A 25,204-nucleotide genomic window follows, 5' to 3' on the forward strand; every position below is an offset into this window, starting at 1 on the left:
TGCACTGCTCGCATCAGCCAACGCCTCGGACCGTCCGCGAAGGAGCACAGCCGTAGCTAGCCGTAGCGCCAGGCGCTGGTTTCTCCGGATTGAAGACGGCGCTATCCGTCACGCAGTCAGGAGAAGCCCAGCCGCAAGGTTTCGCCATCGCCAAAACAGTTTCGCCCCCGGGAGGAATAAACCTCCGCGGGGGCGAAACGCATCTGTCAGAAGGAGGCTGTGGTCGAGAAGTCCAGACCGGTCTGCGGTGGGGCGGGATCCGCCATTCGCGAAGAGACGCTCGCCAGCCGAGAGGCCAAAGAAGCCCCGCAGCGTCCGGCCGGACGCTGCGGGGCTTCTAGAGGTAGTTCCCCGAAGCGCGTCTCGGGCGGTTGTCGCTCGCCTGCTGCCGCTCGTCGCGACCGGCATTGCGGCCTTGCCGCTCGGCCTCGCCGCCGCGGTTTCGTGGATCGCCGCCTCCGCCGTTTGCGGTGTCCTGCTGGGCACCGGCGCTCTCGCCGGCAGATGCGGCCCGGACCTGCGGCTGGGCACTGTTGTCGCGGGAGACGATGGTGATCGATGCTTCGTCGATCGAGAACCCGGCGTGCTGCAGAAGCTTGCGCAGGCCTTCGCGGTCCTGCGCCAGCACCTTCGCCGTCTCGGCTTCGGTTGCGGCGATCTCGAGCGTCAGCTGGCCATCGACGAGGCGCATTGAGACATCGAGCTTGCCCAGTGTCTCGGGCTGAAGCTGGATGGTGAGCGTCTTCAGCGCCGCGCCCCCAGCGGTCATGCGCAGATAGGCCTCGCTCGGCAGATCCGACGGCCGCTGGCTCGCGAGCGTCGCGCCGAGCGCGTCGATGACGCGGCCGGCGACCTGGCCCGTCATCGAGGCGAGGGGCAGCACGCCGGCCCCGTCCTTCTGCGCCAGCGCACCGGACTTCGGCGCATCGGCGGCGTCGGAAGCGGCACGGCCGAGGCGGGCGGAAATCTTGTCGGCCGCGGTCTCTGCCGCATCCTTCTTCCGGACCAAGACGGCGACCTGGCTGTCGGCCGCATCGCTCAAGAGATCGGCTTTGCGGGCGGTTTCATCGGCGGCAACCTTGCTGCGGCTGCGTTCCTTGATGCGTTCCTGCGGGGCGACGTCGGCGGCGACAACTGCGGCCTTCGCCGCCATCGTCTCCGTGGAAGACGCCTTGGCGTCCTCGCCGGCTGCCGAAGCCTTTCCGGCCTTGCGCTCGCTGAGCCGCGCCAGCGCCTGATCGAAGCTCAGCTTCTCGCCGCTCTCCTCCGCCGCCGCCTGCTGCAGCGCCTGTGCGTCATTGCCCTCGACGAGGACGAAGGCATCCGAGCGCGGCTCGAAATGCGTCTCCATGTGCACGACATCGAGCTTGACCTTGCCACGGGCGCCCGGACCGGACGCCTCTCCGGCGACCTCCTCGGCAGCGCCCGGTGCCAGCGAGACGACGATGACGCGTTCATCGCCACTCGTCTCGCCGTCGGCTTCGACCTCCTTCACCGCCGCGACCGAAGTCGTCGTGCCGCCGAGCAAACGGCCGAGGAAGGCTAGCGGATCGCTCGCGGCGTCGTCGTTCTCAGCGTCTTGGTCCTTGGCAGCCTGCTGGTCGTCGCGGGCCCCGCCCTTCACCGCCTTGGTGTCGGCGTGCCGGTCCGATGCTGGTGCGCGGGGCGCAGGCGCGGAGGACGAGGGCTGACGATCGCCATTGCCATCGCTCGGGCGACGGTCTTCGTTGCGCGGCTTCACCGCGGGAGGGCTGTCCTTGGCGACGTCGCGGATCGTGCTTTCGAAGGCGCGGCCGTAATCGGCATCGCCGCGGCTGTTGCTGGCCGAGGTCGTCACGTCGAGAATGGGCATGGGGTTGGCAGCAATCTTCACTTCTGTACCTTTCCGAGATCGCTCTCGACTTCGCTGAGCAGGCGCTGCGCACGGTCCATGACCGGCGACGTCTCTGCTTGGTCTTGCGCGGTAGCCACGAGTTCGGGCGTCCGGTCGATACCGCCGAGAACCGAATGCGCCGCATCGAGGAGCGTGGCGTCCTCGGCGTAGAGCTTGGTGCGGTCGATGGCGGCAAGATCTGCCGCCAGGGCATCGGCTGACGCCGTGCCGATCGTCGAGGCGGCGATGTAGAGCCGCGCCCGCTGAACCTCTGCGTCGGGGACACCGGACGTCGCCAGCACAGCCTCGCCCGCGAGCTTGGCAAAGGCGAGATGGCCCTCGACGACGGCCCGGCGCCCGACCGCCAGAAAGATCGTGCGCTTGTTGGCGTCCGGAAGGCGCTGCGTCACGTCGAGCATCGTCGCGGCGGCGCTCTCTGGATTGTCCTTGCCCCGGCTCGAATACACGGCGGCAAAGCGGGCTTCGAAGTTCGGGGAATAGGACGAGTCGGAATAGCGGTCGAAATACTGCCGCGCCAGCCGGTCGGCAGCCGGATGGTCGCCGAGGCCGTCGACCAGCAGCACTTCCATGCGCAACGCCGCCTCCTCGATCAGGCCGCCGGGCGCCAGCAGCCGGGCTCGGTCGAGATGGGGGATGGCCTCCTTTGGATCGTCCTTCTGCATCATCTGACCGATCACGAGGTTCAGATGCGCCTCGAGGCCCGGCTCCATGCCGGCATAGTCGAGACCGGTCAGCAACTTCCTCGCCTCGCCGAAATCGTTCTGCACATAGGCCAGGGCGCCCTTGAACATCGGCTCCTGGGAGCCGCTGAGCACGCCGCTGGCCAGAAGCCGGCGCAGCACGTCGGGCGGTCCGCCGCTGAGGACGAAAAGAACAGCCGCCCGCCGGTTGCGGGGATCGCTCCAGACCGCGGCATCGGCCTCAAGGAAGACCGGTCCGAAACGGCGCAGCAGCATCGACTGGACCTGTATCGCCCGCCCATTGCCCCGCGCGACCTGGTCCTGCAGGAACTGGATGGTACGGATGATGTCGAACGGCATGGGGCTGCGGGTGGTCGCCCAGTGCTGGGCGCCCTCCCCGGCCTCCGAGCCCGCGGACTTCGCCTCCTCGGTTGAGGACGCCGCAGCGTCGCCGTGGCCCGCTTCCGGCACGGCAGCCGCGCCGGCCTCGGCCGCCGGCGTATGCGGCGTCAGGCTTTCAACCGCCTTCTCGGCATCGGGATTGGGAATCTGCCCGGTGACCACCGGGTCGATGACCGCCCCTTGCGGGTCCATGATGCCCTCGACGCCCAGCGCATAGGCGGGCGGCGTCGGCGCAGAGATCCGCAGCGACGGCACGACGGCGGCCGGGCGCAACGGCAGGCCGCCGGTCCTTTCCGCCGCGAAGCCGGCGGTGGCGGGCAGCAAAGCCAGCACCGATGCAGTCACGAGAAGGCGGCAAATCATGCTTGCGGCTCTTTGAGGAGGATCTCGATCCGCCGGTTGACGGCGCTTTCGGGATGGGCGGCATCCTTCGGATCGCGGTCGGCGACACCTTCAATGCCCTGGACACGGTTCTGGTCGAGACCGCCCCGCACCAGCATATAGTAGGCGAACTGCGCGCGCGCCGCCGACAGACGCCAGTTGTCGTATTCAGGCCCGGCATAGGCACGGGAATCGGTATGCCCGCGGATCACCACTTCGCCCTTCCGGGCAGCGAGGAGCTTGGCGATGGCCTCGACCATCCGCACCGCTTCGGGCGTCGGCTTGGCGGATCCGACCTGGAACATGCCGGAAGTCACGCTGTCGGCGAGCGAGATGGTGATGCCGTCCTTGCCGGCGCTGACGTCGAGATTAGGCGCGGCGCCCGGCGCGACCGCTTGCAGGCTCTGCTGGATATCGGCCTTCAGTGCCGCGGCGGCGTCCTTCATCGACGATGGCGCAGCCTCCGCGGCTGCGGCCGCAGGCTTGGCCGCCGGTGTGGCGACAGTTGCCGGCGGCGTGACGACCTCGGCGACGGTCCGCGTTGCCGGCTCCGCTGGGGGCTGCGGGAACTCGGCTGGCGTCATCGGCGTACCTTCGGCCGCCTTCTCGCTCGCGTTCGGTTGCAGCTGCCAGGACGTCGGGTCGAACGGATCGCGGTACGCCTCCCCGCCGTTCAGGCCAGGAAGGCCAGTGCCATTCGGAACGCCAGTGATCCCTGAATCCTTGCCAACGCTGCCCTCGGCCGAGATTTCCGCAAGCACGGCATAGGGGTCGCGGAACAGGGCCTGCTCCTCGCCGCCGTTCGCCGTTCCGCTCATCGGCTTGTCGTTCGGATCTCCGCCGTCCGCGACGGCACCGCTCGACCCCGACGACGGCGACGAGGGCGACGCTTCGCCATCGTTGAGGCCCAGCGATACCGGCGTCGAACTGTTCAGCTTGATCGGGTTGAAGTACTGGGCGATTTTCTTCTTGGTGGCATCGTCGGAAGCATTGGTGAGCCACATCACCAGGAAGAACGCCATCATCGCCGTCATGAAGTCGGCGAAGGCGATCTTCCAGACGCCGCCATGATGAGCGTCTTCGCCGTCAGGGTTGCGCCGGACGATGATGATCTGATTGGCCGGATGAGAGGCGTCGCTCACGAAAGAGCCTCCTCCAGCGCCAGCCGCCATGACGAGAGCCGGGTCTCGATCACCGTGCTGTCGGCGTCGATGCGGATGTCGGACTGGGTGTCGTCATTGGCGAAGGACAGCAGCCGGGCGTGGTCGCCGAGCTTGTCCTCCAACGCCGACAGGAGATCGGTCGGCCCCGAGGCGGCGATCTTGTAGGCCATGCCGTCGAGCGCGATGGTCTTCACCGCGGCAACGAGATCGTCCAGCGTCTGCCGTCTGCGGGCGTCCAGCGCCAGCGGCCGGAGTACGCTGTTGAGGCTCATCTTGATCGTCTCTTCCAGAATGGTCATCTGCAGGATCAGGAGATCGGCCAGCCGGTCGGCTTGGTCTTCGGTCCACTCGCCGCGCGTCTTCGTCAGCGTCGTGGTGTAGTCGTTGGCGATCTCCGAGCGGATGGAGTCGATACGGCTTTCCGTCTCGAAGCTCAGCTCCTCGCGCGCCATGGCCTTGCCGGACTCGATGCCTTCCTCGCGGGCGGCCTCGACGGCTTCCAGAAGCGCTGCGCGCTCCTCGGCCCAGGCGGCACGCTCGGCTTCGACTTCGCTCAAGGGAACCCGGGCCTCGGTGAAGGTGCGGGCCTTCTGTTCGGATGGCCGCGGCACCGATTTCAACGGGCGGATCGACGGGTCTTCGAACGAGGTCGACGCTTCCAGCTTGCGTCCGAGAGTGGCCTTGCGGACCGGCGTGAAGGGGGTGAAGTCGTCGCCCGCGGAGTCGGCGAAATACTGTGCGAGAGGTATCATGTCTTAGGCCGCCTCTTTCTGGTGGATCCAGTGCTTCAGGATCGACGCCGCCTGGGCCTCGTCGAAGTCGATGAGCTTCTCGAGCCGCGCCTGCGGCGAGTTCGCCTGGCTGCGGGTCAGGTCTTCCAGCAGCGCCGAGTCGATGCCGCCGGCAGCGCTGCCGCGGATCATGCCGGCATGGTCGCCACCTCCGCCGAACCCGCCATTGGCACCGGCAAGACCGGCATTCTCCAGCTCGATCGCGTCCTGTCCGGCGGTGTTGGCGGGGGCGGCGAGCGCCCGGATCGCCGGCTTCAGGCCGAACCAGATCAGCAGGACGGCGACGACGAGGACGGTCAGCGCGTTGATCATCGTACCGCTCTGGCGCATCAGCATCTCGCCGTAACCGACGGGCTCGACGGGGGCGAGGTCCTGGCCGTTGGCGATGAAGTCGACGGCGGAGATCTCGAGCTGGTCGCCGCGGCTTTCGGTGAAGCCGGAGGCGGAGGCGACGAGGAGCTTGATCTTGGCGAGGGCCTCGTCGACCTGGGCAGGCTGGGGGTTGTCGCCGAGCGTCTCCATCAGACGTTTGCGGTTCACGACCACGGCGACGCTGAGGCGCTTGACGTCGTAGCCGTCGCTGACGGTCTGGGTCGTCGTCTCGTTGATCTCGTAGTTGGTGAGTTCCTCGCGGCGTTCCTTCGCCTCGGAGGACTGTGTGCCCGTTCCGGCGTCGTTCGCCTGCTGCGGCAGGTTCTGCTCGACGGTGGCGGCCGGATTGGCCTGCTTGTCGGAGGTCTGGCCGGTCTCGCGAACGGTCCGGGTGGAGCGCTCGACGCGGCCTTCCGGATCGAACTTGCGGGCGCTGGTGCTCTTGCGGTCGGTATCCAGCCGGGCGTTGACGCTGGACTGGAAGTTGCCGATGCCGAGATAGGGCGAAAGGGTGCGGCTGATCGCCTCCTCGACGCTGCCGGACACGATGCCCTCGATCCCGAGGAGCTTCGAGGGCGCAGCGGAGGTGGTGTCGTCGCCGGAGGCGAGCAGCGTGCCGTCGGTGTTGAGGACCGTGACCTCATCGACGTTCATGCCGGGAATGGCGGAGGCGACGAGGTGCCGGATCGCCTGGGCGTTCTTGAAGTCCTCGGTGTCATCGGTGCGGATGACGACGCTGGCGGAAGGCTTCTGCGTCTCGCGGCGGAAGGTGCCGGGCTCGGGCAGAACGATGTGAACCCGCGCGGCGCGCACGTCCTTCAAGGTCTGGATGGTGCGGGCGAGCTCGCCTTCGAGGGCGCGGACCTTGGTCACTTCCTGCATGAAGGACGTCAGGCCCATCGAGCCCAGCGCATCGAACAGTTCGTAACCGGCGTTCTCGGACCGTGGCAGGCCCTTTTCCGCCAGCAGCATGCGGGCATTGGCGGTCTGCGAGAAGGGCGTCATCACCGTGTCGCCGGCCGAGCTGACGTCGAAGCTGATCCCAGCCTCGGTCAGCGCCGAGCCGATGCGCGTCACATCCTGACGATCGAGTTTGGAATACAGCGTCTCCATGTCGGGACGGCTGAGATAATAGGCGCCAAGCCCGACGACGGCGACGACCAGAAGGCCGATCATCGCCATCATTCCAAGCTTCCGCGCGCCGAGGGCGCTCAGATTGTCGAGGATCTGCTGGGCTTGTACGCCGCCGACGATTGCCATGAATCTGCCTGCTCTTGCTCAAGGTGGTTGCACTGCGGGCAATCTGACGGGCGAAGCTTGTGCGGGCGTGATCGCAAGACGCGCCAAAAGGTTCCGGTCCGCTGAAAGCTTTATTTTCCAGTCGCTGCGTGACGCCCTTAGACACCTAACCGTCTGGAAAGGCTCGCACTACGCCGGAGAAGATCAGCGCCTTCAGGTTGCTCCGACAGGCGTCTAAATATTGCAGATGCGCTCTGTTCACTCCGGTCGGCACCCCCGGTCGCCCGTCGGCCGACATTCTGATTCGCGGTCATGGAAAAACGGCGGCCGCTCCGCTTGGGAGGGCCGCCGCCGATGGTCAGGACGAGTGTGAGAGGCGAGCGAACGCCGCGGTCAGAAGAAGGATCGCACCAGCGAACCCGTCAGCATGTTCCAGCCGTCGATCAGGACGAAGAATAGGATCTTGAACGGCAGCGAGATGATCGTCGGCGGCAGCATCATCATGCCCATCGACATGGTGAGGGTCGCGACGATGAGGTCGATGACGAGGAAGGGCAGCACGATCAAGAAGCCGATCTCGAAGCCGCGCCGAAGTTCCGAGATCATGAAGGCCGGGATCAGGACCTGAAGGCCGACCTCCGCGTTCGCCTCGGCGGCGGGGGCGGCGGGGTCGACGGGCGGCGTGCCGGCGGCGGGGGGCTGGATCCGGTCGCGCTGGGCGGCCTCGTCGAGGCTGTTGAACAGCGCCAGATCCTGCGGCCGCACCTGGCTCATCATGAAGTCGCGGAACGGGTCGGCGATTCGGGTGAAGGCCTCCTGCTCGTTGATCTGGTTGTCGAGCAGCGGCTTCAGGCCTTCGCGCCAGGCCTGGTCGAAGGTCGGGGCCATGACGAAGAAGGTCATGAACAGCGACAGCGAGATCATGATGAGGTTGGCCGGCGTAGACTGCAGGCCGAGGCCGGTGCGCAGGATCGACAACGCAACGACGATGCGCGTGAACGACGTCACCATCACCAGGAGGCCCGGCGCGACCGAGAGCACCGTGACGATGCCGAAGAGCTGGATGATCCGGCCGGACGCGCTGGCGTCGCCGGCGGGGATCAGCGCGGACAGGCTGTTTGCCAGGTCGGTCGGCGCCTCCTGCGCGAATGCCGGCCCGGCAACGAGGAGAACCGCGAGGGCGAGAAGAACGCGTTTCATTGCGCGATCAGTGCCTGGATGAGGTAGTCGCTGACGGCGGGCGAGCGCAGCTGGGCGCGCTCGCGCAGGTCCTCGCGCAGATGCAGCAGCCCGCGGGAACCCTCGACCTGGGCGAGATCGACGGTTCTGAGGAAGGTCAACGTGTCGCTCTGGATCTGCGCCGCGAGAACCGGAAGATCATGCGCCTTTTCCGGGTCGAGGACGATGCTGGCCTCCACCCGGATCAGCACGTCGGCCGGCGAGCTGACATTGGTCACCACCGGCTCAAGCTTGACGACCTGGCTCTTGGCCGTCGGCGCGGGCTCGGCGGCGGCAACTTCCTTCTTGTCGTCGGTCGGCTCGACATTCGTCGTCGCATCCGCCGCAACCGCCGGCTTCGACGCCGAGCCGCCCATGAGATAGCCGACACCCGCCCCGCCCGCGACCGCCACCAGCGTCAGCAGGCCGACGACGGCGATGGTCGGCATCAGCTTCGACTTGGGGGCAGCCGCACCGTCGGAATTGGAGAGGGGAGCGAGTTGCGTGCCGCTGACGTCGGACATGCTGAATTCCTCAAGAAGCGTGAAGCGACAAGGGTCGCGCGGCCAGCAAGCGCCGACGCGGCGTCTCCCGCCGGGATGGAATAGGCCCCTAAGCTATCCCCGGCCTTGCGGGGTCGGCGCCCGCCTTCACCTAAAATTAAGGATTTGATCGCCGACGCGAACATGCCGAAGGCACCGGAGGGTTCTCCCCGGTGCCTTCGGCATTGACGTCTGCCGTCCGCTGGTCAGTAGGGCAACGCCTGGTCGAGGATCTGCTGTCCCCAGGCCGGCTGCTGGACCTCGGTCATGCGACCGCGGCCGCCGTAGGAAATCCGCGCCTCGGCAATCCGGTCGTACGGAATGACGTTGTTCGGCAGGATGTCGCCCGGCCGGATGATTCCGGCGATGGTGAGGACCCGGACCTCGAAGTTGACGCGGATCTCCTGCTGGCCGGTGATGTAGAGATTGCCGTTCGGCAGCACCTGCGTCACCACGGCGGCGACCGACAGGTCGATCTTTTCCGACCGCTTCACATTCGCCTTGCCGTCGGTCTTGGTGGCGTTCTTGAGGCCAAGTTTTGCCCCGAGCGTCCCAAGCGAGGTGGTGTTCAGCGATCCGTCGAAATCGGCGCCGGCACTGATCCCGGAATCGCGCGAGCGCTTCGAGTTGTTGTCGAACTCGGCCTTCTCCTGGATCTCGATCTTGACGGTGACGATGTCGCCGTTGTTCAGCGCGCGCGCGTCGCGGAACAAGATGCCGTTCTTGTCGACCCAGAGCGAGTTCCGCTGGCCGCGCAGGCGCTCTGCCGGGAACTGGGCGGGGTCGACGAAGGCTGGATACTGGTGGATGCCGGTTCCCGGCGGCGACAGCGCCGGCTCGCGCAGGAAATCCCTCGAATTCGTCGAGCAGCCGGTGAGCAGCAGGACGGCCAGCAGGCAGAGTCTCTTCACGTGGCTTATCCCTGCTGGCCGGGCGCGGCGCTGGCCACGTCCAAGCTCTTGTTGGTCTTCTGGACGATCACCTTGGTGATCTCGGCGGCGACCGCCGCCGGTATCTCGGCCATGATGGCGCTGGCGGTGCGCGGCTTCATCTTGGCGATCAGCGAGGCGGCCGTGGTCCGGTCGATGCCGGCGAGCTGCTGGGCGGCCGCGTCCGGCTTCATGCCGGTGTAGATGTCGAGCATGATCGACGAGGTGCTGTCGATGAAGGCTTGCCGCTGCTGCAGCCAGTCCTGGTATTCCTTGCGCTTGGCCTCGAGCTCGTCGACCTTCTTGCCGACCTCGGCCTCGAGATCCTGCAGCCGCTTGGTCTGCAGCGCCGCGCGCGCATCCTTGGCGGGATCGGCGATGTTGGTGCAGTAGCGCCCGATGTCCGAAAGCTCGGGTGCGGCGTCGACGACCGGCTGGCCGTCCGGCCCGACGATCCGGACCTTGCGCGGCGCGGCATCGGCGCTGGGCGCCGGGGGAGCCGCCGTCTCCGCCAGTGCGGCGTGCGGGACGAGGAGGGTGCCGGCCGCCGTCAGCGCCAGGGAGGCGACGATGCCGGAGCGAAGCAGGACGGAAAGCTGTCTCTTCATGTCACTGCACCACCAGGTCGGCCTGCAGGGCGCCTGCCGTTTTGATTGCTTGGAGGATCGCGATGATCCCGGTCGGCTTCAGGCCGAGGCGGTTGAGGCCGCGGACCACGGTGTCGAGATTGGTGCCGCCGACGATGGCGAAGTTACCGCCGTCCTGCTGGGCGTTGACGCTGGTATCGGAGGTCACCACCGTCTGGCCGTCGGAGAAGCCCTCCGGCTGCGAGACGTTCGGGGTCTCCGTGATGCGCACCGTCAGGTTGCCGTGGGTGACGGCGACCGTCGAGATCTGAACGTCGTGGCCGATCACCACAGTGCCGGTGCGCTCGTCGATGACCACCTTGGCGGCCATGTCGGGCTGGACCGGCAGATCGCCGAGGTCGGCGATGAAGCGGGTCGAGGAAATCTTGGCGGGCCGCGTCAGGTTGATCGTGCGCAGGTCGTTCTCGCGCGCCACCGGGCGGCCGTAGCGGGTCATCGAGAAGGCGTTGATCGCGTCGACGACGCGGATCGCAGTGCGGTAGTCGGGGTTGCGCAGTTCCATGGTGATCTGGTCGGTCTCGACCGTCGCCCGCGGCACCTCGCGCTCGATGATCGCGCCGCCGGCGATGCGACCGGTGGTCGGAACGCCCTGCGTCAGCTTCTCGCTCTCGCCCTGGCTGGTGAAGCCGGTCACGGCAAGCGAGCCCTGCGACACCGCGTAGATCTCGCCGTCGGCGCCGTACATCGGCGTCATCACCAGCGTACCGCCCATCAGCGAGGCGGCGTCGCCGAGCGAGGACACCGACACGTCGATTCGCGAGCCGGTGCCGATGAACGGCGGCAGGTCGGCGGTGACGACGACAGCCGCGACATTCTTGGTGCGCGGGTTGCCGGTGCGCACGTTGACGCCCATGCGGTCGAGCATCGACTGCAGCGACTGCTCGGTGAAGGGCGAGTTGCGCAAGCTGTCGCCAGTGCCCTGCAGGCCGATGACGAGACCGTAGCCGACCAGCTGGTTCTCGCGCACGCCCTTGATGGTGGTGATGTCCTTGATGCGGACGCCGTTGTCGCGCAGCGCGTTGCGGCCGGGCTTGACGGTGACGAAGCTCTCGCGGGCGCCGATGCCGGCCTCGCCGTAGCCGTCGGATGCGCCTTGGCCGTAGCCGGCATAGTCGGCAGCCCCGGCGACATGGCCGAAAGCCAGCGTGGTCGCCAAAAGGGCGATGATAAGGGTTTTCACTGGGTCAGCACCTCGATCGAGCCATCCGCGGCGACGGTGCCGCTGATGGTGATGCCGCTGTCGATATTGCGGACACGGATTTTGTCGCCTTCGGCGGCAGAGGCGAGCGGCAGGCCGAGGCTGGAAATGGTGACCCCGGGCTCATGGTAGATGATCGGGGTCGGCACCCCTGCCCGCACCAGGTCCGGCGACTTGAGGTCGGAAAGGAGGATCGGCTGGTTCGGCAGCAGCGTGCGCTTGGCGATCTTGTCGGTCAGCATGTCCTCCTCCACGACGTAGGCGGCGAGCTTGGCCCCGGGGATCGTGAATTTCGCCGGCGCGACGCCGCGATCGAGGATGTTCTGGCCGGGATAGATCACGGCAGACGGTACCGGCAGCTCGATCTCGGCGGCGAACGCGCGCACCGGGATCGACAGCAGCAGCACCGAGAGAATGAAAAGTCCGGCCCCGTAGAGGCAGACGATGAGACGTTCGCGCTTGGAAGCCCATTCCATGACCTGAAGCCTTTTCTGCTGCACCGAGGGACGTCGCCGCGCGGCGATCGGGCCGGGAACCGCGCGGCGCCGATGCAGCGCGCGGCATGGAGGGGACTAGCGCAGGCCGGTCGAGATGACCTTGGACATGTCGTCGGCCGCCTGGATGACCTTCGAGTTCATCTCGTAGGCGCGCTGCGCCGAGATCAGCTCGGAGATCTCCTTGACCGGATCGACGTTCGAGCCTTCGAGATAGCCCTGGTGGATGACGCCGAAACCGGGGTCACCCGGCACGCCCGCGGTCGGGGCACCGGAGGCCAGCGTTTCCTTGAACAGGTTGCCGCCCTGCGCATCGAGGCCGGGCTCGTTGACGAAGTTGACGAGCGACAGCTGGCCGAGCAGCTGCGGATCCTGACCGTCGAGCGTCGCGTAGACCTCGCCGGTGCTGCTGATCGTGGTCTTCACCGTGTTCTGCGGAATGGTGATCTGCGGGTCGACCACGAAACCGTCGAGCGTCACCAGCTGGCCATCGCCATTGGTGTTCAGCGCGCCGTCGCGGGTATAGAGCGTCTCGCCGCCCGGACCCTGGATCTGCAAGTAGCCGGTGCCGTTGATGGCGATGTCGAGCGTGTTGCCGGTCTGCTCGAGCGTGCCCTGGATATGGGTGGTGCGGATCGCCGCAGTGCGCACGCCGAGGCCGATCTGCGAGCCTTCCGGTACCACGCCCTCGCCGCCCCGGGCCGGAACGCCTTGCTGGCGCTCGACCTGGTAGAGAAGGTCGGTGAACTCGGCGCGGGCGCGCTTGAAGCCGGTGGTGTTGATGTTCGCGATGTTGTTCGCGATCACTTCAACATTGGTCTGCTGGGCGTTCATGCCGGTCGCGGCAATGGCCAAAGCTCTCATGAATCAGGTCCTTGTCTGACTGTGGCGTCAGATGGCCATGCGGGAAAGTTCTTGATAGGCGGCGACGACCTTGTCGCGGATCGCAACGGCCGTGTTGAGCGTGCGCTCGGCGTTCATCACCGCATCGACCACCGCCTGGGTGGAGGCATTGCCGTTGATGCCCTGGACCGAGACGGCCTCGGCGTTCTTGATGGTGCCGACAGCGTCGCTGGTGACCTGCGCCATGACGGAGGCGAAATCGGCCTGGCCGGGCTTGGCACTGCCCCCGGCAAAACCGGTGGACATGCCGCTGTCGATGCGGGCGGTATCAAGGCGCGGCAGCGCGGAACCAATGGCGGGGATCATGCTCAGCTCCTCAGGAGATCGATGGTCAGGTTGATCAGCTCGCGGGACTGCTTGATCACCTGGAGATTGGCTTCGTACGAGCGGTTGGCCTCGCGCATGTCGGCCATCTCGACCAGCATGTTGACGTTCGGCATCTTGACGTAACCGTTGGCATCCGCGGCCGGATTGCCGGGGTCGCTTTCCATGGTGAAGGCGGTTTTGTCCCGACCGTAGTCGGCGACCTTGACCAGCGAGGCGCCGGTCAGACGGTCGATCTCGGCCTCGAAGGTCACGGTCTTGCGCTGGTAGGGATCGCTGCCCGCGGTCTTGCCGGTGGAACGGGCATTGGCCACGTTCTCGGACACGATGCGCAGCCGGTTCGACTGCGCCTCGAGCCCGCTGGCGGCGATCTTCATACTGGAGAGAATAGCATCTGCCATGTCTATCAGCCCTTGACGCTGGTCAGAAAGAAGCGGTGGAAAGCTTTGGCGATCGAGGCATTCAGCGTGTACTGCCCCGATACTTCGCCCGATTTCAGCATTTCCTGCTCGATGGTGACGGAGTTGCCGGAGTGGACGATGTCCCAGCTCTTCTCGGACTCCTCGTCGACCGCCACCGCGCGGCCGGCGCCGCCGGTCATGTGGACGCTGTCGGTGCTCGCCATGGCCAGCTGGGTGGATTCCATCACATCGGAGAAACCCTTGATGTCCTTGGCCTTGTAGCCAGGGGTATTCACATTGGCGATGTTCTCGGCAACGACCGCCTGGCGGCTGGCCAGCCATTCGGCGCGACGCGACGAAAGACCAAAGAGATAGATCTGATCCACGGAAAGTTCCCAATCGCCATACTGATGACGGAACCATCTGTACGGCTAAGCACTTGTCCGAAACTTGCAGCCGACACGCATCTCAACAGAGCGTCATGCACTGCAACATTCCCGGCGACGACGGCCGTGGCATCGGCTTCGAGCAAGGCTCAGCCTCACCACCGCCTCAGCGGCAACTGTCGTTCGGTGCGACAGGCATGCGGAGAGGAATTTTGTCCAAGGGCCAAGTTCAGGCCCTCATGACTCCACCGCCATTGGGATCCCGACAGCAACCATTCCGTCGATCGAAGTTGGCTGCATGACGAATGCTGTAGAACGCAAAAGGCCCGGCGATCCGAGACGATCGTCGGGCCTTCGTATGACGGCGCCACCAATGCAGAGCCGGGCGGCGAAAAAGTTAGCTCAGTCGATGCGGGCGTCGTCGATGGCAGCCTGCAGCCTCGCCGTGTTGATCTCGGGATCGGCCTCCGTCTCGGCAAAGACCACGAAGGTGATCGTCACCGAGGCTGTCGTCGCCGCGAGGCCGAGACGGAAATGGACGGTAACGTCCCGGTGGTGAAACTCCATCGCCAGATCGATCGAGGGAACGCCGCCCCAGGCAAGATGCACGTCGCCGTCATTGCCGAAGCGCAGTGTGCCCGCCTTGAGATAGAGCTGGCTTGAAGAATTGACGATGTCGGCGACATTGCCGAGCTGGTCCATCCGGAAGAAGGCGATGTAATCGACCACCTCCACCAGCCGGAGTTCTGCCACGACCTTCTGGATACCTTCCGCCAGGATCTCTTCACGTTCCGCGGTATGCTTGTTGCGAAGATTCAGCATGAAGTGAGAACCCATAAAACACCGTCCATCTAAATCTGGTATGGCTTACAATCAGCCAACGCATCATCAGGTCCTGATCGAAATCTGTCGTCCCTCCCGCCCCTCCTCCGAGCTGCGGCACGCGCGGCAGTCAAACAACTGTCGTCACGTCTATTCCAGAAAAAGCGACAGTTCCGAACTCTCCCAAATGCATCGACTGCCTTACGTCTTTTAGGAGACTAAGCGCTCAGGCTCGACCGGAACTGACCTTTGCCGGCGAACGAGCTTGCAGGAAGTAAATCAATTCGGCCACGGCCTTGAAGAATTGCGGCGGAATCATCTGATCGATTTCGACATGATCGTACATCGAGCGCGCCAGCAGCTTGTCCTCGATCACCGGAATGTCGTTGGCCTCGGCAATCTCGCGGATTTTCAGCGCGATCAGGTCGACGCCCTTGGCGACGATCACCGGCGCGCCGCCCTCTTCACGGCTGTAGCGCAGCGCGATGGCGTAATGGGTGGGGTTGGCGATGACGAGCGTCGCCTTCGGGACGGAGGCCATCATCCGCTTGCGGTTGCGCTCGCGGGCGATCTGGCGCTGGCGCTGCTTGATCATCGGATCGCCCTCCGCCTGCTTCATCTCGTCCTTGACCTCCTGCTTCGACATCTTCAGGTCACGGCGCCAGAAGACACGGGAGAAGACGAGGTCGGCGGCGACGAGCACGATGGTCGCGATCGACACGGCCGACAGCAATTGCATGGCCAGCGTCAGCAAGGTCTCGGGCAGCAGAGCGGGGTCTGAGAACATCGTCTTCAGCGTCGTCTCGAGATCACTGGCGAGCATGGACCCCACGATCAGCGAGACCGCGCCGAACTTGAAGATCGCCTTGCCGAACTCGGTCCAGCCGCGCGCGCCAAAAAGCCGGCTCCAGCCGGCGACGATCGAAATGTTCTGCATTTTCGGGCGGATGCGCTCGGCATTGATCTGCGGAGCGTTCTGCAGCGCCGAGGCGAGGATGCCGGCCACCATGAAGAAGCCGGCGGCGGGCAGCACGAACTTGGCCGTTTCGAGCCCGACGATGTGGAGAAACTGCAGGGCATCGGCACCATTGTCTATGTCCCACTGGCCGGGGTTCTCGAAGATGCCCTGAAGGCTCGTCACCAATGCCGAGGCCAGATCTTTTCCGGCGAAGACGATGAACGCCATGGCCGCCAGAAGAGAGGCGAGGATCGGTGCTTCGCGCGAAACCGGCAGATTGCCCTTCTCGACGGTATCGCGAATCTTCTTGTCGGTCGGTGCCTCTGTTCTGGAGTCTTTTTCGGCAGCTTCTGCCACGCTGAACCTGCCTATCCCTTATTAACAGCTTCCCCTTGGAAAGCCGCCGCGTGCCGGCACCTGCCGGCAAGGTGAACGAAACCTTTCACGGCGCGTGGCTTCGCGAGGAATGCCAGGTCCGCTTTCCCGGAAGGGCCGGCGCCTATTCGCCGCTCGGAACGGCCGTGAGGACGATGCGGCCCTCGTTCGACAGGCGCAGCGCCAGCGCGGCGATGCCGCGGCGCGCGACGGTGATTTCCTTCGCGTCGACGTCGATCGTCTGCTGCAGTTCCGCCTCCACCATGCGGCGGGCGCGGGCAGCGAGCGAGGAAAGAACCACTTCGACGAGTTCGGGCGACGCATTGCGCAGCGCCAACGTCACCTGCTCGGTCGGCACCTCGTCGAACAGCACAAGCCGCGCCTTCTTGCCGAGGATGGCGATATCTTCGAAAGAGAAGAGGAGATTGCGGATGGCGGTCGCTTCTTCCGGCTGCCACTCGGCGATCGAGGCCAGGAAGTCGTCCGTCTGCGCCTTGTCCATCTGGTTGGCGATCTCGGCCAGCGCCACGCGCCGCGCCTGCTTCTCGCCGCCCTCGTCACCGGCAATGAAGACTTCGCGGAGGCTCTCCTCGATCATCATCTCGGCGGAATAGGCGATCGGCTTGGCCGCCAGCATCCGGCGCATAACGTCGTTGCGCCGGTCGGCCTCGAAGCCAGCGACGATAAGGGCCGAGGTTTCCGCCGGGAGCCGCGACAGGATGACGGCGACGACCTGCGGGTGCTCGACCAGCATCAGGACCTGCAAGGCCTCGACGCCAAAGTTCTCGAACTCGTCCCAGACCGACAAAGGCGGCGCGAGGAACATCGACGGGTCGACGAAATCGTCTTCGCCGAAAACCTTGGTCATGTCTTCGGCCGACAGCGCCGTGCGCAGCAGCTTTTCCATTTCTGAGTCGAGTTCGGATAGGCCGGCGCCGGTCTTGAACTCTTCCTGGAAATCGGAGACCAGCGCGTCGAGCTGGTGGGCGGAGACAGGCTGCTGGCCGGCAACGCTGTCCTTGAGGGCGCGGATTTCATCCGGGCTGAGATGCTTCAGCAGCCGCGAAGCACCGTCCGACCCCATGGCCAGGAGCAGGATCGCAGCGCGCGCCGGCCCTGCAATCGTGCCGGTGTCGAGTTCCAGTTCGGAGTAGCCCACCACGCTCATGACCTATCAGCTGTTCGACGCTTTGGCCCGCTGCGGCTTGGCGCCGGGCGAGACGATCTCGGTCAGGGTAATGCCGAAACGCGATTCCTCGTTCTCGAGCACCACCACCTCGCCGCGGGCGACGATGCGGCCGTTGACGATGAGATCGACGGGGTCGCCGATATTGGTGTCGAGCTTGACGACCGCGCCGCGGCCGAGCTTGACGAGAGTCGAGACCGGCATGACGGCCGTGCCGAGAACGACCTGCATCGTCACCGGAATGTCCATGATGAGGTTGAGGTCCGGCTTGCCGGACGCCTCGGTCTCGGCGACCTCGGCATACTCTTCCATGCCATCCTCGGCGGTCTCCACCGAGTGCTGCTCCATCACGTCCATTTCGTCTTCGTCGATCATGGCGATCTCCAGGGTTGCGCCGGCTGCCGGCCGTGGATGGCGGGCTCTGGCGGAAAGGCTTGTCGAGGGGGTGGGCACCCGGCGATTCGCCGGCGGAGCGCCCCAATGGTTAACGAGTAGCGACCGTGGCTGATGCGAGGCGGGACTCGATGAGGGTCAGCCAGGTATCCTGCGTCGGCGAGCCGAGGTCAGGACGGGCCGAGCCGTCATTGGCGACCGAGAGCCGCATCTCGGCAAGATGCACCGCGTCCTCCAGCCGGTCGGCCAGCGCGCGCGCTTCGCGCGAGGCCTCTTCCAGCGCGCGCAAGGTGTCGACACCCTCGCCGCGCAGCATCACCACGGCATGCGCTGCTCGATTGATGGCGGCGTCGGACTGTTCGAGGCTGGTGGCGAAATTCGCCCCCTCGCTGCGCAGGCGCCGCAGTTCCCGGTACATGCCGCCGGTCCGCCAGCTGGTGAAACCCAGCGCGGCGATGAGAACGCCGTCAATCAGATAGGATATCATCGATGAACTCCTCGGTCGGATCGATCTTCTCTTCGATGCGCACGACATAGGAATCGCGCGAACGTCCCATCCGGCCGCGGAACAGGCGCTGTTCCTCGCATTCGATGATGATCAGGCTGTCGGTGGTGGCGTCGAGCATGATGGTCTGCCCGAGGGTGAAGCGGGCGACGTCGCCCAGCGTGATCTGCTTTTCGTCGAGCAGTGCCCGGACCTGGAGGTCGGCAAGCTGCAGCCCCTCGGTGATGTCGCGCGCCCAGCTCTCGTCGGCCAGCAGCGGCGCCGTCTCCGGCACGACGCTGAGCGGCCGGCGGTGCAGCGCAATGGCGCGTTCCGGCAAGGCGATCCGGATGTCGCTCTCGCGCTGGCCAACGCGCAGGCGAAAAACCATTTCGACGAAGGCGCGGTTGTCGGCCCCCAGCATGTCCTCGATCTGCAGCGGGATGGCGTCCCGCAGCGTCTGCCCGCTGGTGATGCCGAGCGGCGCGACCTTCTCGAACACCGGATTGCCGGCCTCGATCAGCGTCGTCAGCGCCAGTTCCACGAAGCGGCGGTCGAGCTTGGTCATCGGCCGCGGCGGGCTGGCGGAGGCGGTGCCAGTGCCACCGAACATCGCCTCGACGACGGCATCGGCCAGCCGTCCGTCGGCCAGCACGAAGCCGAGCTCGCGCCATTTCGGCGAGCTGATGACGACGGCCGAGACAGCGGCGGTAAGGTTGGCGTTCCCCGCGTCGAAGGCAAGGCTCGACACGGTGAGGAACTCGATCTCGACGGGCGTCGCATACAGTTCGTTCAGCGCGGTGGCGGTGGCGCTCGCCCATTCGGTGGCCAGCAGCTTCAGCCGCGGCAGCCGGTTCGGCTCGATCTTCGCGGCCGAGCGGAGCTGGGCCTCGATGTTGCGTTCGGCGGTCATTTCCATGATCTCCGGCTTCCTTAAGCGGCTTGCGCCGAGCCGCCGCCGATCGTCTCGGCCTCGACCTGGTCGATGGTCGGCCGGTCATAGGCCGAGATTGCCTTGCGGCCGTATTCGAGGGCGACCTGCGGCATGGCGCCGTTGATGTAGGCGATGAGCGTCTGCTTCACGATGATGTAGCGGCGCATCTGCTTCTCGCGGACGCCCTTGACCTTGACGGCGATCGGACCGGCCACGCCGTAGGAGAGGAAGATGCCGAGGAAGGTGCCGACGAGCGCAGCGCCGATGAGGTGGCCGAGGATTTCCGGCGACTGGTCGAGGGCGCCCATGGCGTGCACGATGCCGAGCACGGCGGCGACGATGCCGAGGGCGGGAAGGCCGTCGGCGACGTCCTGGAGCGCGGCTTTCGGCTTCATCTGGTCGCGGGCGACGGTCTGGATCTCCTCGTCCATCAGCGCCTCGATCTCGTGCGAGCGGACATTGCCGATGATGATCAGGCGGCAATAGTCGCAGATGAAGTTCATGATCGCCTGATCCTTCATGATCAGCGGATAGGCGTTGAAGATCGCGGACTCGGCGGGATTGTCGACGTGCTGCTCGACCTCGCTGCGCGGCTTGGAACGCATCTCGCGCATCAGCGAGTGCAGCAGGCTGAGGAGGCTCAGGTAGTCCTTCTGCTTCGGGACCTTCTCCTTGAACGCCTCGCCGATCGCCTTGCCGGTGTCCTTGACCACCTTCATCGGATTGGCGACCACGAAGGTGCCGAGCGATGCGCCGACGATGATCAGGATCTCGTAAGGCTGCCACAGCACCTCGAGATGACCGCCGCTGGCGATGTAGCCGCCAAGCACGCAACCGAGCGTTATGACCAGACCTAGGAGGATGCTCATCGGGAAGTCCCTTTTTTGGTGTCCTTTGGTCACTAAGGAAATCGACTTGCGCGAGCCTGACGGGCTGCCGGACAGGCTGGCACAAGCCAGATTGTCGATGTTTCGGCGGTCACGGACGATGCTCCGATCAGTCTTCGCAAGCGTGCCCTCGCGGGCCTGAAGGCAACACAAGGTTGCAGTCAAAAACACCCCGCCTGGCCAAATCGCCGCCTACCCGGTCCAAGGAAACGACCCCATGCAGACCTCATTGCCGGTGGCCCTGTCGGCCCAGCTCGCCATGGAAAAGCGCCTCGACACCATCGCCGACAACATCGCCAACAGTCGCACCGCGGGGTTCCGGGCGACCGAGGTGAAGTTCGAGACCTTCCTGTCGCAAGCCGCCCAGCAGCCGGTCGCCTTCGCGTCGGAAGGCACGAACTTCATCTCGACGCGCACGGGCGAGCTGACCCAGACCGGCAATCCGTTCGACATGGCCGTCTCCGGCAATGCCTTCTTCTCGGTGCAAGGCAAGAACGGGCCCGTCTATACCAAGGACGGGCGCATGACGATGAGCCCCGAGGGCGAGCTGCTCTCGATGACCGGGGCGCCGATCCTCGACGTCGGCGGCGCGCCGCTGCAGGTCGATCCGGCCGGCGGCGAGGTCACCATCGCCCGCGACGGCATGATCACCCAGAAGGGATTGCAGATCGGCGCCGTCGGCCTGTTCCAGATGCCGGAGGGTGCCGATCTCGCGCGTGCAGGAACCTCGGGCGTCGTTCCGAACCAGCCGGCCCAGCCGATCGTCGACTTTGCCGGCGTCAGCGTCATGCAGGGGTTCACGGAAGGCTCCAACGTCAATCCGGTGCTCGAGATCACCCGGCTGATCGACGTGCAGCGCAGCTTCGAGAGCGCCGCCAACTTCCAGGAGAGATCCGAGCAGTCGCTTGACAAGGCCATCAGCATGCTCGGTCCGCAGTCGTGATCCAGAAGCCAGGCTCGAAATCCGTTTCCTCCTCGCTGAACGAGCCCCGCATCCGCGTTTCCGGCCACATCGTCGACGTCTCGCCGCAATCCTTCCGGGTCGCCGGCCTTTCCTCTTTCGTCCGCCTCGGTGACTGCGTCGTCACCGATGGCGACGATCTCGGCGAGGTCGTGCGGATCGAGGAGAATGCCGCAACGGTCAAGCCCTTCGCCGTCCGCTTCAAGAGCGGCGTGCGCAGCGTCGCCTGGCGCACCGGGCCCGTCACACTCGCCCCTGCTGCCAGCTGGAAGGGCCGCACGCTCGACGCCTTCGCGCGTCCCTGCGATGGCCTCGGCGACCTCGAACAGGGCCCGCGCCAGCTGATCGCCGACACCTTGCCCGATCCCGCGATGAAGCGCGGTCGCATCCGCGAGGCGGTGCAGACGCACGTCAAGGCGATCGACATCTTCACCCCGATCATCAAGGGCCAGCGGCTCGGCATCTTCGCAGGCTCCGGTGTCGGCAAGTCGACGTTGATGGGCATGCTCGCCCGCGCCAAGGGTTTCGACACGGTGGTCGTCGCGCTCGTCGGCGAGCGTGGCCGCGAGGTTCGCGAGTTCCTCGAAGAGACGATGCAGAACGACCTGTCGCGCGTCGTGACCGTCGTCGCCACCGGCGACGAGAGCCCGATGATGCGCCGCCTCGCCCCGAAGACGGCGATGTCGATCGCCGAATATTTCCGCGACCTCGGCGAGAGCGTCCTGCTGATCGTTGATTCGGTGACGCGCCTCGCGCACGCCGCCCGCGACGTGGCGCTCGCCGCCGGCGAGCCGCCGGTCGCCCGCGGCTACCCGCCGAGCGTCTTCTCCGAACTGCCGCGCCTGCTCGAGCGCGCCGGCCCCGGCCCCGAGGGCACCGGCACGATCACCGGCATCTTCGCCGTGCTGGTCGATGGCGACGACCACAACGAGCCGATCGCCGACGCCATCCGCGGCACGCTCGACGGGCACATCGTGCTCGACCGGGCGATCGCCGAACAAGGCCGCTTCCCCGCCATCGACGTCCTGAAGTCGATCTCGCGGCTGGCCGACCTTGCCTGGAACCCGCAGGAGCGAGAGCTCGTGCTGCGCCTGCGGGCGATGATCTCGCGCTTCGAGGACACGCGCGACCTGCGCCTTCTCGGCGGCTACCAGCGCGGCACGGATTCGACGCTGGACCAGGCCGTCGACCTCGTGCCGCACATCTACGGCAGCCTCGTCCAGCACCCGACGGACGCGGTCAGCAACCAGCCTTTCGACGATCTGTCGCGCAAGCTTAAAGCGGGGATGACCGGCGCGGCCTGACCAGCGCGGTCAGGCCGGAACGTGTTGGCGTGATGCCTGGCCGATGCCGGCCTACTTCACCTTGTCGGTTATGGCGGACGTCCAGGCGCCCTCGGGCGCCTTGGTGATCACCGGGTCGGAGCCGCCTGACATCAGCACCTTCACCGTGGTTTCAGCCGCTGCGGCATCAAGCTTCGGCGTCGTGGCCAAGAGCTTGGCAATCTCGCCCATCATGAAGGTCTGATGCGCTTCCGTCTGGGCGCCGGTGGTGTCGTTGTCGAGGACGATGCCTGCCGCCTCGTCGGGATGCTCGGCGGCATAGGCCCAGCCCTTCATCGAGGCGCCGACGAAGCGGGCGAGCTTGTCGACGTTCTCAGGCTTTTCGAGCGTTGACTGCAGCGCATAAAGCCCGTCCTCGAGCGTCGCGACGCCTTGCTCCTCGTACTTGAACACGACGAGGTCCTCCGGCTTCAGCCCGGCGTCGAGCACCTGTCCGTATTCGTTGTAGGTCATGGTCGAGATGCAGTCGGCCTGCTTCTGGATGAGCGGGTCGACGTTGAAGCCCTGCTTGACCACGGTCACGCCGTCCGGCCCGCCATCGGTCTTGAGGCCGAGCTTCGACATCCAGGAGAGGAACGGATACTCGTTGCCGGAGAACCAGACGCCGAGCGTCTTGCCCTTGAAGTCGGCCGGCGTCGTGATCCCGGTCTCCTTGCGGCAGGTCAGCATCAGCCCGGATTTCGCGAAGGGTTGGGCGATGTTGACCAGCGGCAGGCCTTTTTCGCGCGCTGCGAGCGCCGAGGGCATCCAGTCGATGACGACATCGGCTCCGCCACCGGCCAGAACCTGCGCCGGCGCGACGTCCGGGCCGCCCGGCTTGATGGTCACATCGAGGTTCGCCTCGTCGTAAAAACCCTTTTCCTTGGCGACGTAGTAGCCAGCGAACTGGGCCTGCGTGACCCATTTCAACTGCAGGGTGACGGCATCGGCGGCCAAGGCCGGGGCGGTGGTGGCAGCGAAGGCAAATGCCATGCCGGCGAGAACTTGCTTCATGCCCGTCTACTCCTTGGGTTGAAAACCGCCGCCCTCATCTCCCGCGATAGGACGGATGCCAGAACGTCGCGGCCCGCTCGACGAGCGAGATCAGGCCGTAGCTGACCGAGCCGGCGAGTGCCGCGACAGCGATCTCGGCCCAGACCATGTCGGTGTTCATCCGCCCCATCTCGGCCGAGATGCGAAAGCCCATGCCGACGATGGGGGTGCCGAAGAACTCCGCGACGATGGCCCCGATCAGCGCCAGCGTCGAGTTGATCTTGAGGGCATTGAACACGAAGGGCATGGCGGCGGGAAGCCGCAGTTTTGCGAGCGTGACCGCATGACCGGCGGCATAGGTCCGCATCAGGTCCCGCTCCATCGCACCAGCCGCCGAGAGCCCCGCCAGCGTGTTCACCAGCATCGGAAAGAAGGTCATCACCACGACGACGGCGGCCTTCGATTGCCAGTCGAAGCCGAACCACATCACCATGATCGGCGCGACGCCGACGATCGGCAGCGCCGAGACGAGATTGCCGACCGGCATCAGCCCGCGCTTCAGGAACGGCGACCGATCGATCGCGAGCGCGGCGAGAAAACCTGTGCCGCAGCCGATGAGATAGCCGGCGATCACCGCCTTGAGGAACGTCTGCGCGAAGTCGGCCCAGAGGATCGGCAGCGAGGCGGCGATGCGCAACCCGATCGCCGAGGGCGGCGGCAGCAGCACCGAGGGAACGGCGAGACCGCGCACCACGCATTCCCAGAGAAACAGCAGCGTCAGGCCAAAAGCTGCGGGCACTGCGACGTCGACCAGCCGCGCCATACCCGGTTCCTTCGGCGCCAGCGCCGCCAGCCGCGACGTCAGCTGCCAGGCGACGAGCCAGAACGCCACCACCAGCAGCCAAAAGCTCGCACCGAACTGTCCTTCCCTGAGCGACGGCACGAGCACCACTACGGCGGCGGCGACGAGGCAGGCCGGAAAAAGCAGCACGGCATAAGGGTTCTGCGACCGAGCCCTCATCGCAGCATACCCGTTCGCTTCAGGACGGCCCGCTCTGCCAGCGAAACCAATGCGACCAGGACACCCGCCATCGCGGCGGCGGCGACCAGCGCCGACCAAATCTGGATCGTCTGCCCGTAATAGGAGCCGGCGAGCAGCCGCGCGCCGAGCCCGGCGACAGCTCCCGTCGGCAGTTCGCCGACGATCGCCCCGACCAGCGCCGCCGCCACGGCGATCTTCATCGACGCGAACAGGAAGGGCAGCGCAGCCGGAAAACGGAGTTTCGCCAGCACCTGCAGGGGGCTCGCCGCATAGGTACGCATCAAGTCGAGGTGCATAGCGTCCGGCGAGCGCAGCCCCTTCACCATGCCGACCGCGACCGGGAAGAACGACAAATAGGTCGAGATCACCGCCTTCGGAAACAGCCCCTGGATGCCGACCGAGTTCAACACCACGATCACCATCGGCGCGACCGCGAGGATCGGGATGGTCTGCGAGGTGATCAGCCACGGCATCAGGCTGCGGTCGAGCGTGCGCGAGCCGATGATGCCGATAGCCAAGAGGATGCCGAGCACGGTGCCGATGGCAAAGCCCAGCAAGGTCGAAGACAGCGTCACCCCGGCATGGAAGAGCAACGACCGCGGCGAGCTCGGCTTGACCATCACCGTCGTCTTCCAGATGTCCCCGACGATCTGGTGCGGCGCCGGCAGTAGCGGCCTCTCCGCGCTCCAGGTTGCGCCGACGGTCTGAGTAAAGGACGCAGGCGTCCCCGCCCGTGCCAGCCGGTCGACGGTGGTCTGCCAGTTCATGGGGATTGCCGCCGCATACCAGACCGCAAGGATCACCAGCACGACGACGGCAATGGGCAGCGCGCTGCCCTCGGCAAGACGGCGCCGCAGGGCGGCGGCGGTGGCACTCATGGCGC

Annotated in this window: 27 protein-coding genes; 2 read left to right on the forward strand and 25 right to left on the reverse strand. The window is 66.0% G+C overall.

The annotated features are described in order from the left end of the window. Positions 1-337: 337 nt before the first annotated feature. The 22 genes from ACZLZY_RS21455 to motA all read right to left on the reverse strand — a co-directional run bounded on the left by ACZLZY_RS21455 (position 338) and on the right by motA (position 19,985). Positions 338-1,873, reverse strand: a complete 1,536-nt coding sequence (locus ACZLZY_RS21455; RefSeq protein WP_472936094.1) for a flagellar hook-length control protein FliK — start codon at positions 1,871-1,873, stop codon at positions 338-340. Then, positions 1,870-3,339, reverse strand: coding sequence for a MotC family chemotaxis protein (locus tag ACZLZY_RS21460; RefSeq protein ID WP_472936095.1), 1,470 nt, complete (start codon positions 3,337-3,339; stop codon positions 1,870-1,872). The genes ACZLZY_RS21455 and ACZLZY_RS21460 overlap by 4 nt, the downstream gene beginning before the upstream one ends. Beyond that, a complete protein-coding gene (locus tag ACZLZY_RS21465; RefSeq protein WP_472936096.1) occupies positions 3,336-4,499 on the reverse strand; it encodes a MotB family protein in 1,164 nt (387 codons plus the stop codon). The genes ACZLZY_RS21460 and ACZLZY_RS21465 overlap by 4 nt, the downstream gene beginning before the upstream one ends. Continuing rightward, positions 4,496-5,272, reverse strand: coding sequence for a hypothetical protein (locus tag ACZLZY_RS21470; RefSeq protein WP_472936097.1), 777 nt, complete (start codon positions 5,270-5,272; stop codon positions 4,496-4,498). The genes ACZLZY_RS21465 and ACZLZY_RS21470 overlap by 4 nt, the downstream gene beginning before the upstream one ends. A gap of 3 nt (positions 5,273-5,275) precedes the next feature. Beyond that, positions 5,276-6,943 (reverse strand): flagellar basal-body MS-ring/collar protein FliF, encoded by a 1,668-nt coding sequence (fliF, locus tag ACZLZY_RS21475; protein ID WP_472936098.1) that lies wholly within the window; start codon positions 6,941-6,943, stop codon positions 5,276-5,278. Positions 6,944-7,315: 372 nt separating this feature from the next. Beyond that, complete coding sequence (locus tag ACZLZY_RS21480; RefSeq protein ID WP_472936099.1) at positions 7,316-8,122, reverse strand: flagellar type III secretion system pore protein FliP; 807 nt, start codon at positions 8,120-8,122, stop codon at positions 7,316-7,318. Then, positions 8,119-8,664: a flagellar basal body-associated FliL family protein gene (locus ACZLZY_RS21485; protein WP_472936100.1), complete on the reverse strand. Its 546-nt coding sequence runs from the start codon at positions 8,662-8,664 to the stop codon at positions 8,119-8,121. The genes ACZLZY_RS21480 and ACZLZY_RS21485 overlap by 4 nt, the downstream gene beginning before the upstream one ends. Positions 8,665-8,888: 224 nt before the next feature. Beyond that, positions 8,889-9,593, reverse strand: a complete 705-nt coding sequence (gene flgH / locus ACZLZY_RS21490; protein ID WP_472936101.1) for a flagellar basal body L-ring protein FlgH — start codon at positions 9,591-9,593, stop codon at positions 8,889-8,891. Between the two features lie 5 nt (positions 9,594-9,598). Further along, positions 9,599-10,219: a MotE family protein gene (locus ACZLZY_RS21495; RefSeq protein WP_472936102.1), complete on the reverse strand. Its 621-nt coding sequence runs from the start codon at positions 10,217-10,219 to the stop codon at positions 9,599-9,601. Position 10,220: 1 nt separating this feature from the next. Further along, positions 10,221-11,273 (reverse strand): flagellar basal body P-ring protein FlgI, encoded by a 1,053-nt coding sequence (gene flgI, locus ACZLZY_RS21500; RefSeq protein ID WP_472936215.1) that lies wholly within the window; start codon positions 11,271-11,273, stop codon positions 10,221-10,223. Between the two features lie 161 nt (positions 11,274-11,434). Next, positions 11,435-11,932 (reverse strand): flagellar basal body P-ring formation chaperone FlgA, encoded by a 498-nt coding sequence (flgA, locus tag ACZLZY_RS21505; protein ID WP_472936103.1) that lies wholly within the window; start codon positions 11,930-11,932, stop codon positions 11,435-11,437. Between the two features lie 96 nt (positions 11,933-12,028). Further along, positions 12,029-12,814, reverse strand: coding sequence for a flagellar basal-body rod protein FlgG (flgG, locus tag ACZLZY_RS21510; protein WP_472936104.1), 786 nt, complete (start codon positions 12,812-12,814; stop codon positions 12,029-12,031). A 27-nt stretch (positions 12,815-12,841) separates the two neighbouring features. Further along, complete coding sequence (fliE, locus tag ACZLZY_RS21515) at positions 12,842-13,159, reverse strand: flagellar hook-basal body complex protein FliE (RefSeq protein ID WP_472936105.1); 318 nt, start codon at positions 13,157-13,159, stop codon at positions 12,842-12,844. Positions 13,160-13,161: 2 nt separating this feature from the next. After that, positions 13,162-13,578: a flagellar basal body rod protein FlgC gene (flgC, locus tag ACZLZY_RS21520; protein ID WP_472936106.1), complete on the reverse strand. Its 417-nt coding sequence runs from the start codon at positions 13,576-13,578 to the stop codon at positions 13,162-13,164. A gap of 5 nt (positions 13,579-13,583) precedes the next feature. Then, positions 13,584-13,964: a flagellar basal body rod protein FlgB gene (flgB, locus tag ACZLZY_RS21525; protein WP_472936107.1), complete on the reverse strand. Its 381-nt coding sequence runs from the start codon at positions 13,962-13,964 to the stop codon at positions 13,584-13,586. A 402-nt stretch (positions 13,965-14,366) separates the two neighbouring features. Then, positions 14,367-14,786 (reverse strand): BspJ family T4SS effector nucleomodulin, encoded by a 420-nt coding sequence (locus tag ACZLZY_RS21530; RefSeq protein WP_472936108.1) that lies wholly within the window; start codon positions 14,784-14,786, stop codon positions 14,367-14,369. Positions 14,787-15,012: 226 nt separating this feature from the next. Further along, complete coding sequence (flhB, locus tag ACZLZY_RS21535) at positions 15,013-16,101, reverse strand: flagellar biosynthesis protein FlhB (RefSeq protein WP_472936109.1); 1,089 nt, start codon at positions 16,099-16,101, stop codon at positions 15,013-15,015. Positions 16,102-16,243: 142 nt separating this feature from the next. Beyond that, entirely contained in the window at positions 16,244-17,287 is a 1,044-nt protein-coding gene (locus ACZLZY_RS21540; protein WP_472936110.1) for a FliG C-terminal domain-containing protein, read from the reverse strand. Positions 17,288-17,293: 6 nt separating this feature from the next. Next, entirely contained in the window at positions 17,294-17,680 is a 387-nt protein-coding gene (fliN, locus tag ACZLZY_RS21545; RefSeq protein ID WP_472936111.1) for a flagellar motor switch protein FliN, read from the reverse strand. A gap of 109 nt (positions 17,681-17,789) precedes the next feature. After that, entirely contained in the window at positions 17,790-18,185 is a 396-nt protein-coding gene (locus ACZLZY_RS21550) for a hypothetical protein (RefSeq protein WP_472936112.1), read from the reverse strand. Continuing rightward, positions 18,166-19,101, reverse strand: coding sequence for a FliM/FliN family flagellar motor switch protein (locus ACZLZY_RS21555; protein WP_472936113.1), 936 nt, complete (start codon positions 19,099-19,101; stop codon positions 18,166-18,168). Before ACZLZY_RS21555 ends, ACZLZY_RS21550 begins: the two co-directional genes overlap by 20 nt. 14 nt (positions 19,102-19,115) lie before the next feature. Then, positions 19,116-19,985 (reverse strand): flagellar motor stator protein MotA, encoded by an 870-nt coding sequence (motA, locus tag ACZLZY_RS21560; RefSeq protein WP_472936114.1) that lies wholly within the window; start codon positions 19,983-19,985, stop codon positions 19,116-19,118. A gap of 235 nt (positions 19,986-20,220) precedes the next feature. Between motA and flgF the strand changes: the two genes are divergently transcribed. Together flgF and ACZLZY_RS21570 are read left to right on the forward strand one after the other, a co-directional pair. Further along, the gene (gene flgF / locus ACZLZY_RS21565; RefSeq protein WP_472936115.1) at positions 20,221-20,946 is read left to right on the forward strand and encodes a flagellar basal-body rod protein FlgF; all 726 of its coding nucleotides are present in this window, start codon (positions 20,221-20,223) and stop codon (positions 20,944-20,946) included. Continuing rightward, a complete protein-coding gene (locus tag ACZLZY_RS21570) occupies positions 20,943-22,268 on the forward strand; it encodes a FliI/YscN family ATPase (protein ID WP_472936116.1) in 1,326 nt (441 codons plus the stop codon). The genes flgF and ACZLZY_RS21570 overlap by 4 nt, the downstream gene beginning before the upstream one ends. 51 nt (positions 22,269-22,319) lie before the next feature. Here the strand turns inward: ACZLZY_RS21570 and ACZLZY_RS21575 are convergent, their stop codons facing one another. Genes ACZLZY_RS21575 through ACZLZY_RS21585 form a run of 3 tightly spaced genes read right to left on the reverse strand, consistent with a single transcriptional unit; the run spans position 22,320 to position 25,199 of the window. Next, a complete protein-coding gene (locus tag ACZLZY_RS21575) occupies positions 22,320-23,300 on the reverse strand; it encodes an ABC transporter substrate-binding protein (protein ID WP_472936117.1) in 981 nt (326 codons plus the stop codon). A 34-nt stretch (positions 23,301-23,334) separates the two neighbouring features. Then, positions 23,335-24,300, reverse strand: a complete 966-nt coding sequence (locus ACZLZY_RS21580) for an ABC transporter permease (RefSeq protein ID WP_472936118.1) — start codon at positions 24,298-24,300, stop codon at positions 23,335-23,337. Continuing rightward, entirely contained in the window at positions 24,297-25,199 is a 903-nt protein-coding gene (locus tag ACZLZY_RS21585; protein WP_472936119.1) for an ABC transporter permease, read from the reverse strand. Before ACZLZY_RS21585 ends, ACZLZY_RS21580 begins: the two co-directional genes overlap by 4 nt. Positions 25,200-25,204 lie beyond the last annotated feature (5 nt).

This window comes from Mesocryomonas lacus, from assembly GCF_055730135.2.

Coding starts and splice junctions, on each gene's coding strand:
- ACZLZY_RS21460 (WP_472936095.1), bottom strand. CDS start 3,339: ATGATTTGCCGCCTTCTCGTGACTGCATCGGTGCTGGCTTTGCTGCCC.
- ACZLZY_RS21470 (WP_472936097.1), bottom strand. CDS start 5,272: ATGATACCTCTCGCACAGTATTTCGCCGACTCCGCGGGCGACGACTTC.
- fliF (WP_472936098.1), bottom strand. CDS start 6,943: ATGGCAATCGTCGGCGGCGTACAAGCCCAGCAGATCCTCGACAATCTG.
- ACZLZY_RS21480 (WP_472936099.1), bottom strand. CDS start 8,122: ATGAAACGCGTTCTTCTCGCCCTCGCGGTTCTCCTCGTTGCCGGGCCG.
- ACZLZY_RS21485 (WP_472936100.1), bottom strand. CDS start 8,664: ATGTCCGACGTCAGCGGCACGCAACTCGCTCCCCTCTCCAATTCCGAC.
- ACZLZY_RS21495 (WP_472936102.1), bottom strand. CDS start 10,219: ATGAAGAGACAGCTTTCCGTCCTGCTTCGCTCCGGCATCGTCGCCTCC.
- flgA (WP_472936103.1), bottom strand. CDS start 11,932: ATGGAATGGGCTTCCAAGCGCGAACGTCTCATCGTCTGCCTCTACGGG.
- flgG (WP_472936104.1), bottom strand. CDS start 12,814: ATGAGAGCTTTGGCCATTGCCGCGACCGGCATGAACGCCCAGCAGACC.
- fliE (WP_472936105.1), bottom strand. CDS start 13,159: ATGATCCCCGCCATTGGTTCCGCGCTGCCGCGCCTTGATACCGCCCGC.
- flgC (WP_472936106.1), bottom strand. CDS start 13,578: ATGGCAGATGCTATTCTCTCCAGTATGAAGATCGCCGCCAGCGGGCTC.
- ACZLZY_RS21530 (WP_472936108.1), bottom strand. CDS start 14,786: ATGCTGAATCTTCGCAACAAGCATACCGCGGAACGTGAAGAGATCCTG.
- ACZLZY_RS21540 (WP_472936110.1), bottom strand. CDS start 17,287: ATGAGCGTGGTGGGCTACTCCGAACTGGAACTCGACACCGGCACGATT.
- fliN (WP_472936111.1), bottom strand. CDS start 17,680: ATGATCGACGAAGACGAAATGGACGTGATGGAGCAGCACTCGGTGGAG.
- ACZLZY_RS21550 (WP_472936112.1), bottom strand. CDS start 18,185: ATGATATCCTATCTGATTGACGGCGTTCTCATCGCCGCGCTGGGTTTC.
- ACZLZY_RS21555 (WP_472936113.1), bottom strand. CDS start 19,101: ATGGAAATGACCGCCGAACGCAACATCGAGGCCCAGCTCCGCTCGGCC.
- motA (WP_472936114.1), bottom strand. CDS start 19,985: ATGAGCATCCTCCTAGGTCTGGTCATAACGCTCGGTTGCGTGCTTGGC.
- flgF (WP_472936115.1), top strand. CDS start 20,221: ATGCAGACCTCATTGCCGGTGGCCCTGTCGGCCCAGCTCGCCATGGAA.
- ACZLZY_RS21575 (WP_472936117.1), bottom strand. CDS start 23,300: ATGAAGCAAGTTCTCGCCGGCATGGCATTTGCCTTCGCTGCCACCACC.
- ACZLZY_RS21580 (WP_472936118.1), bottom strand. CDS start 24,300: ATGAGGGCTCGGTCGCAGAACCCTTATGCCGTGCTGCTTTTTCCGGCC.
- ACZLZY_RS21585 (WP_472936119.1), bottom strand. CDS start 25,199: ATGAGTGCCACCGCCGCCGCCCTGCGGCGCCGTCTTGCCGAGGGCAGC.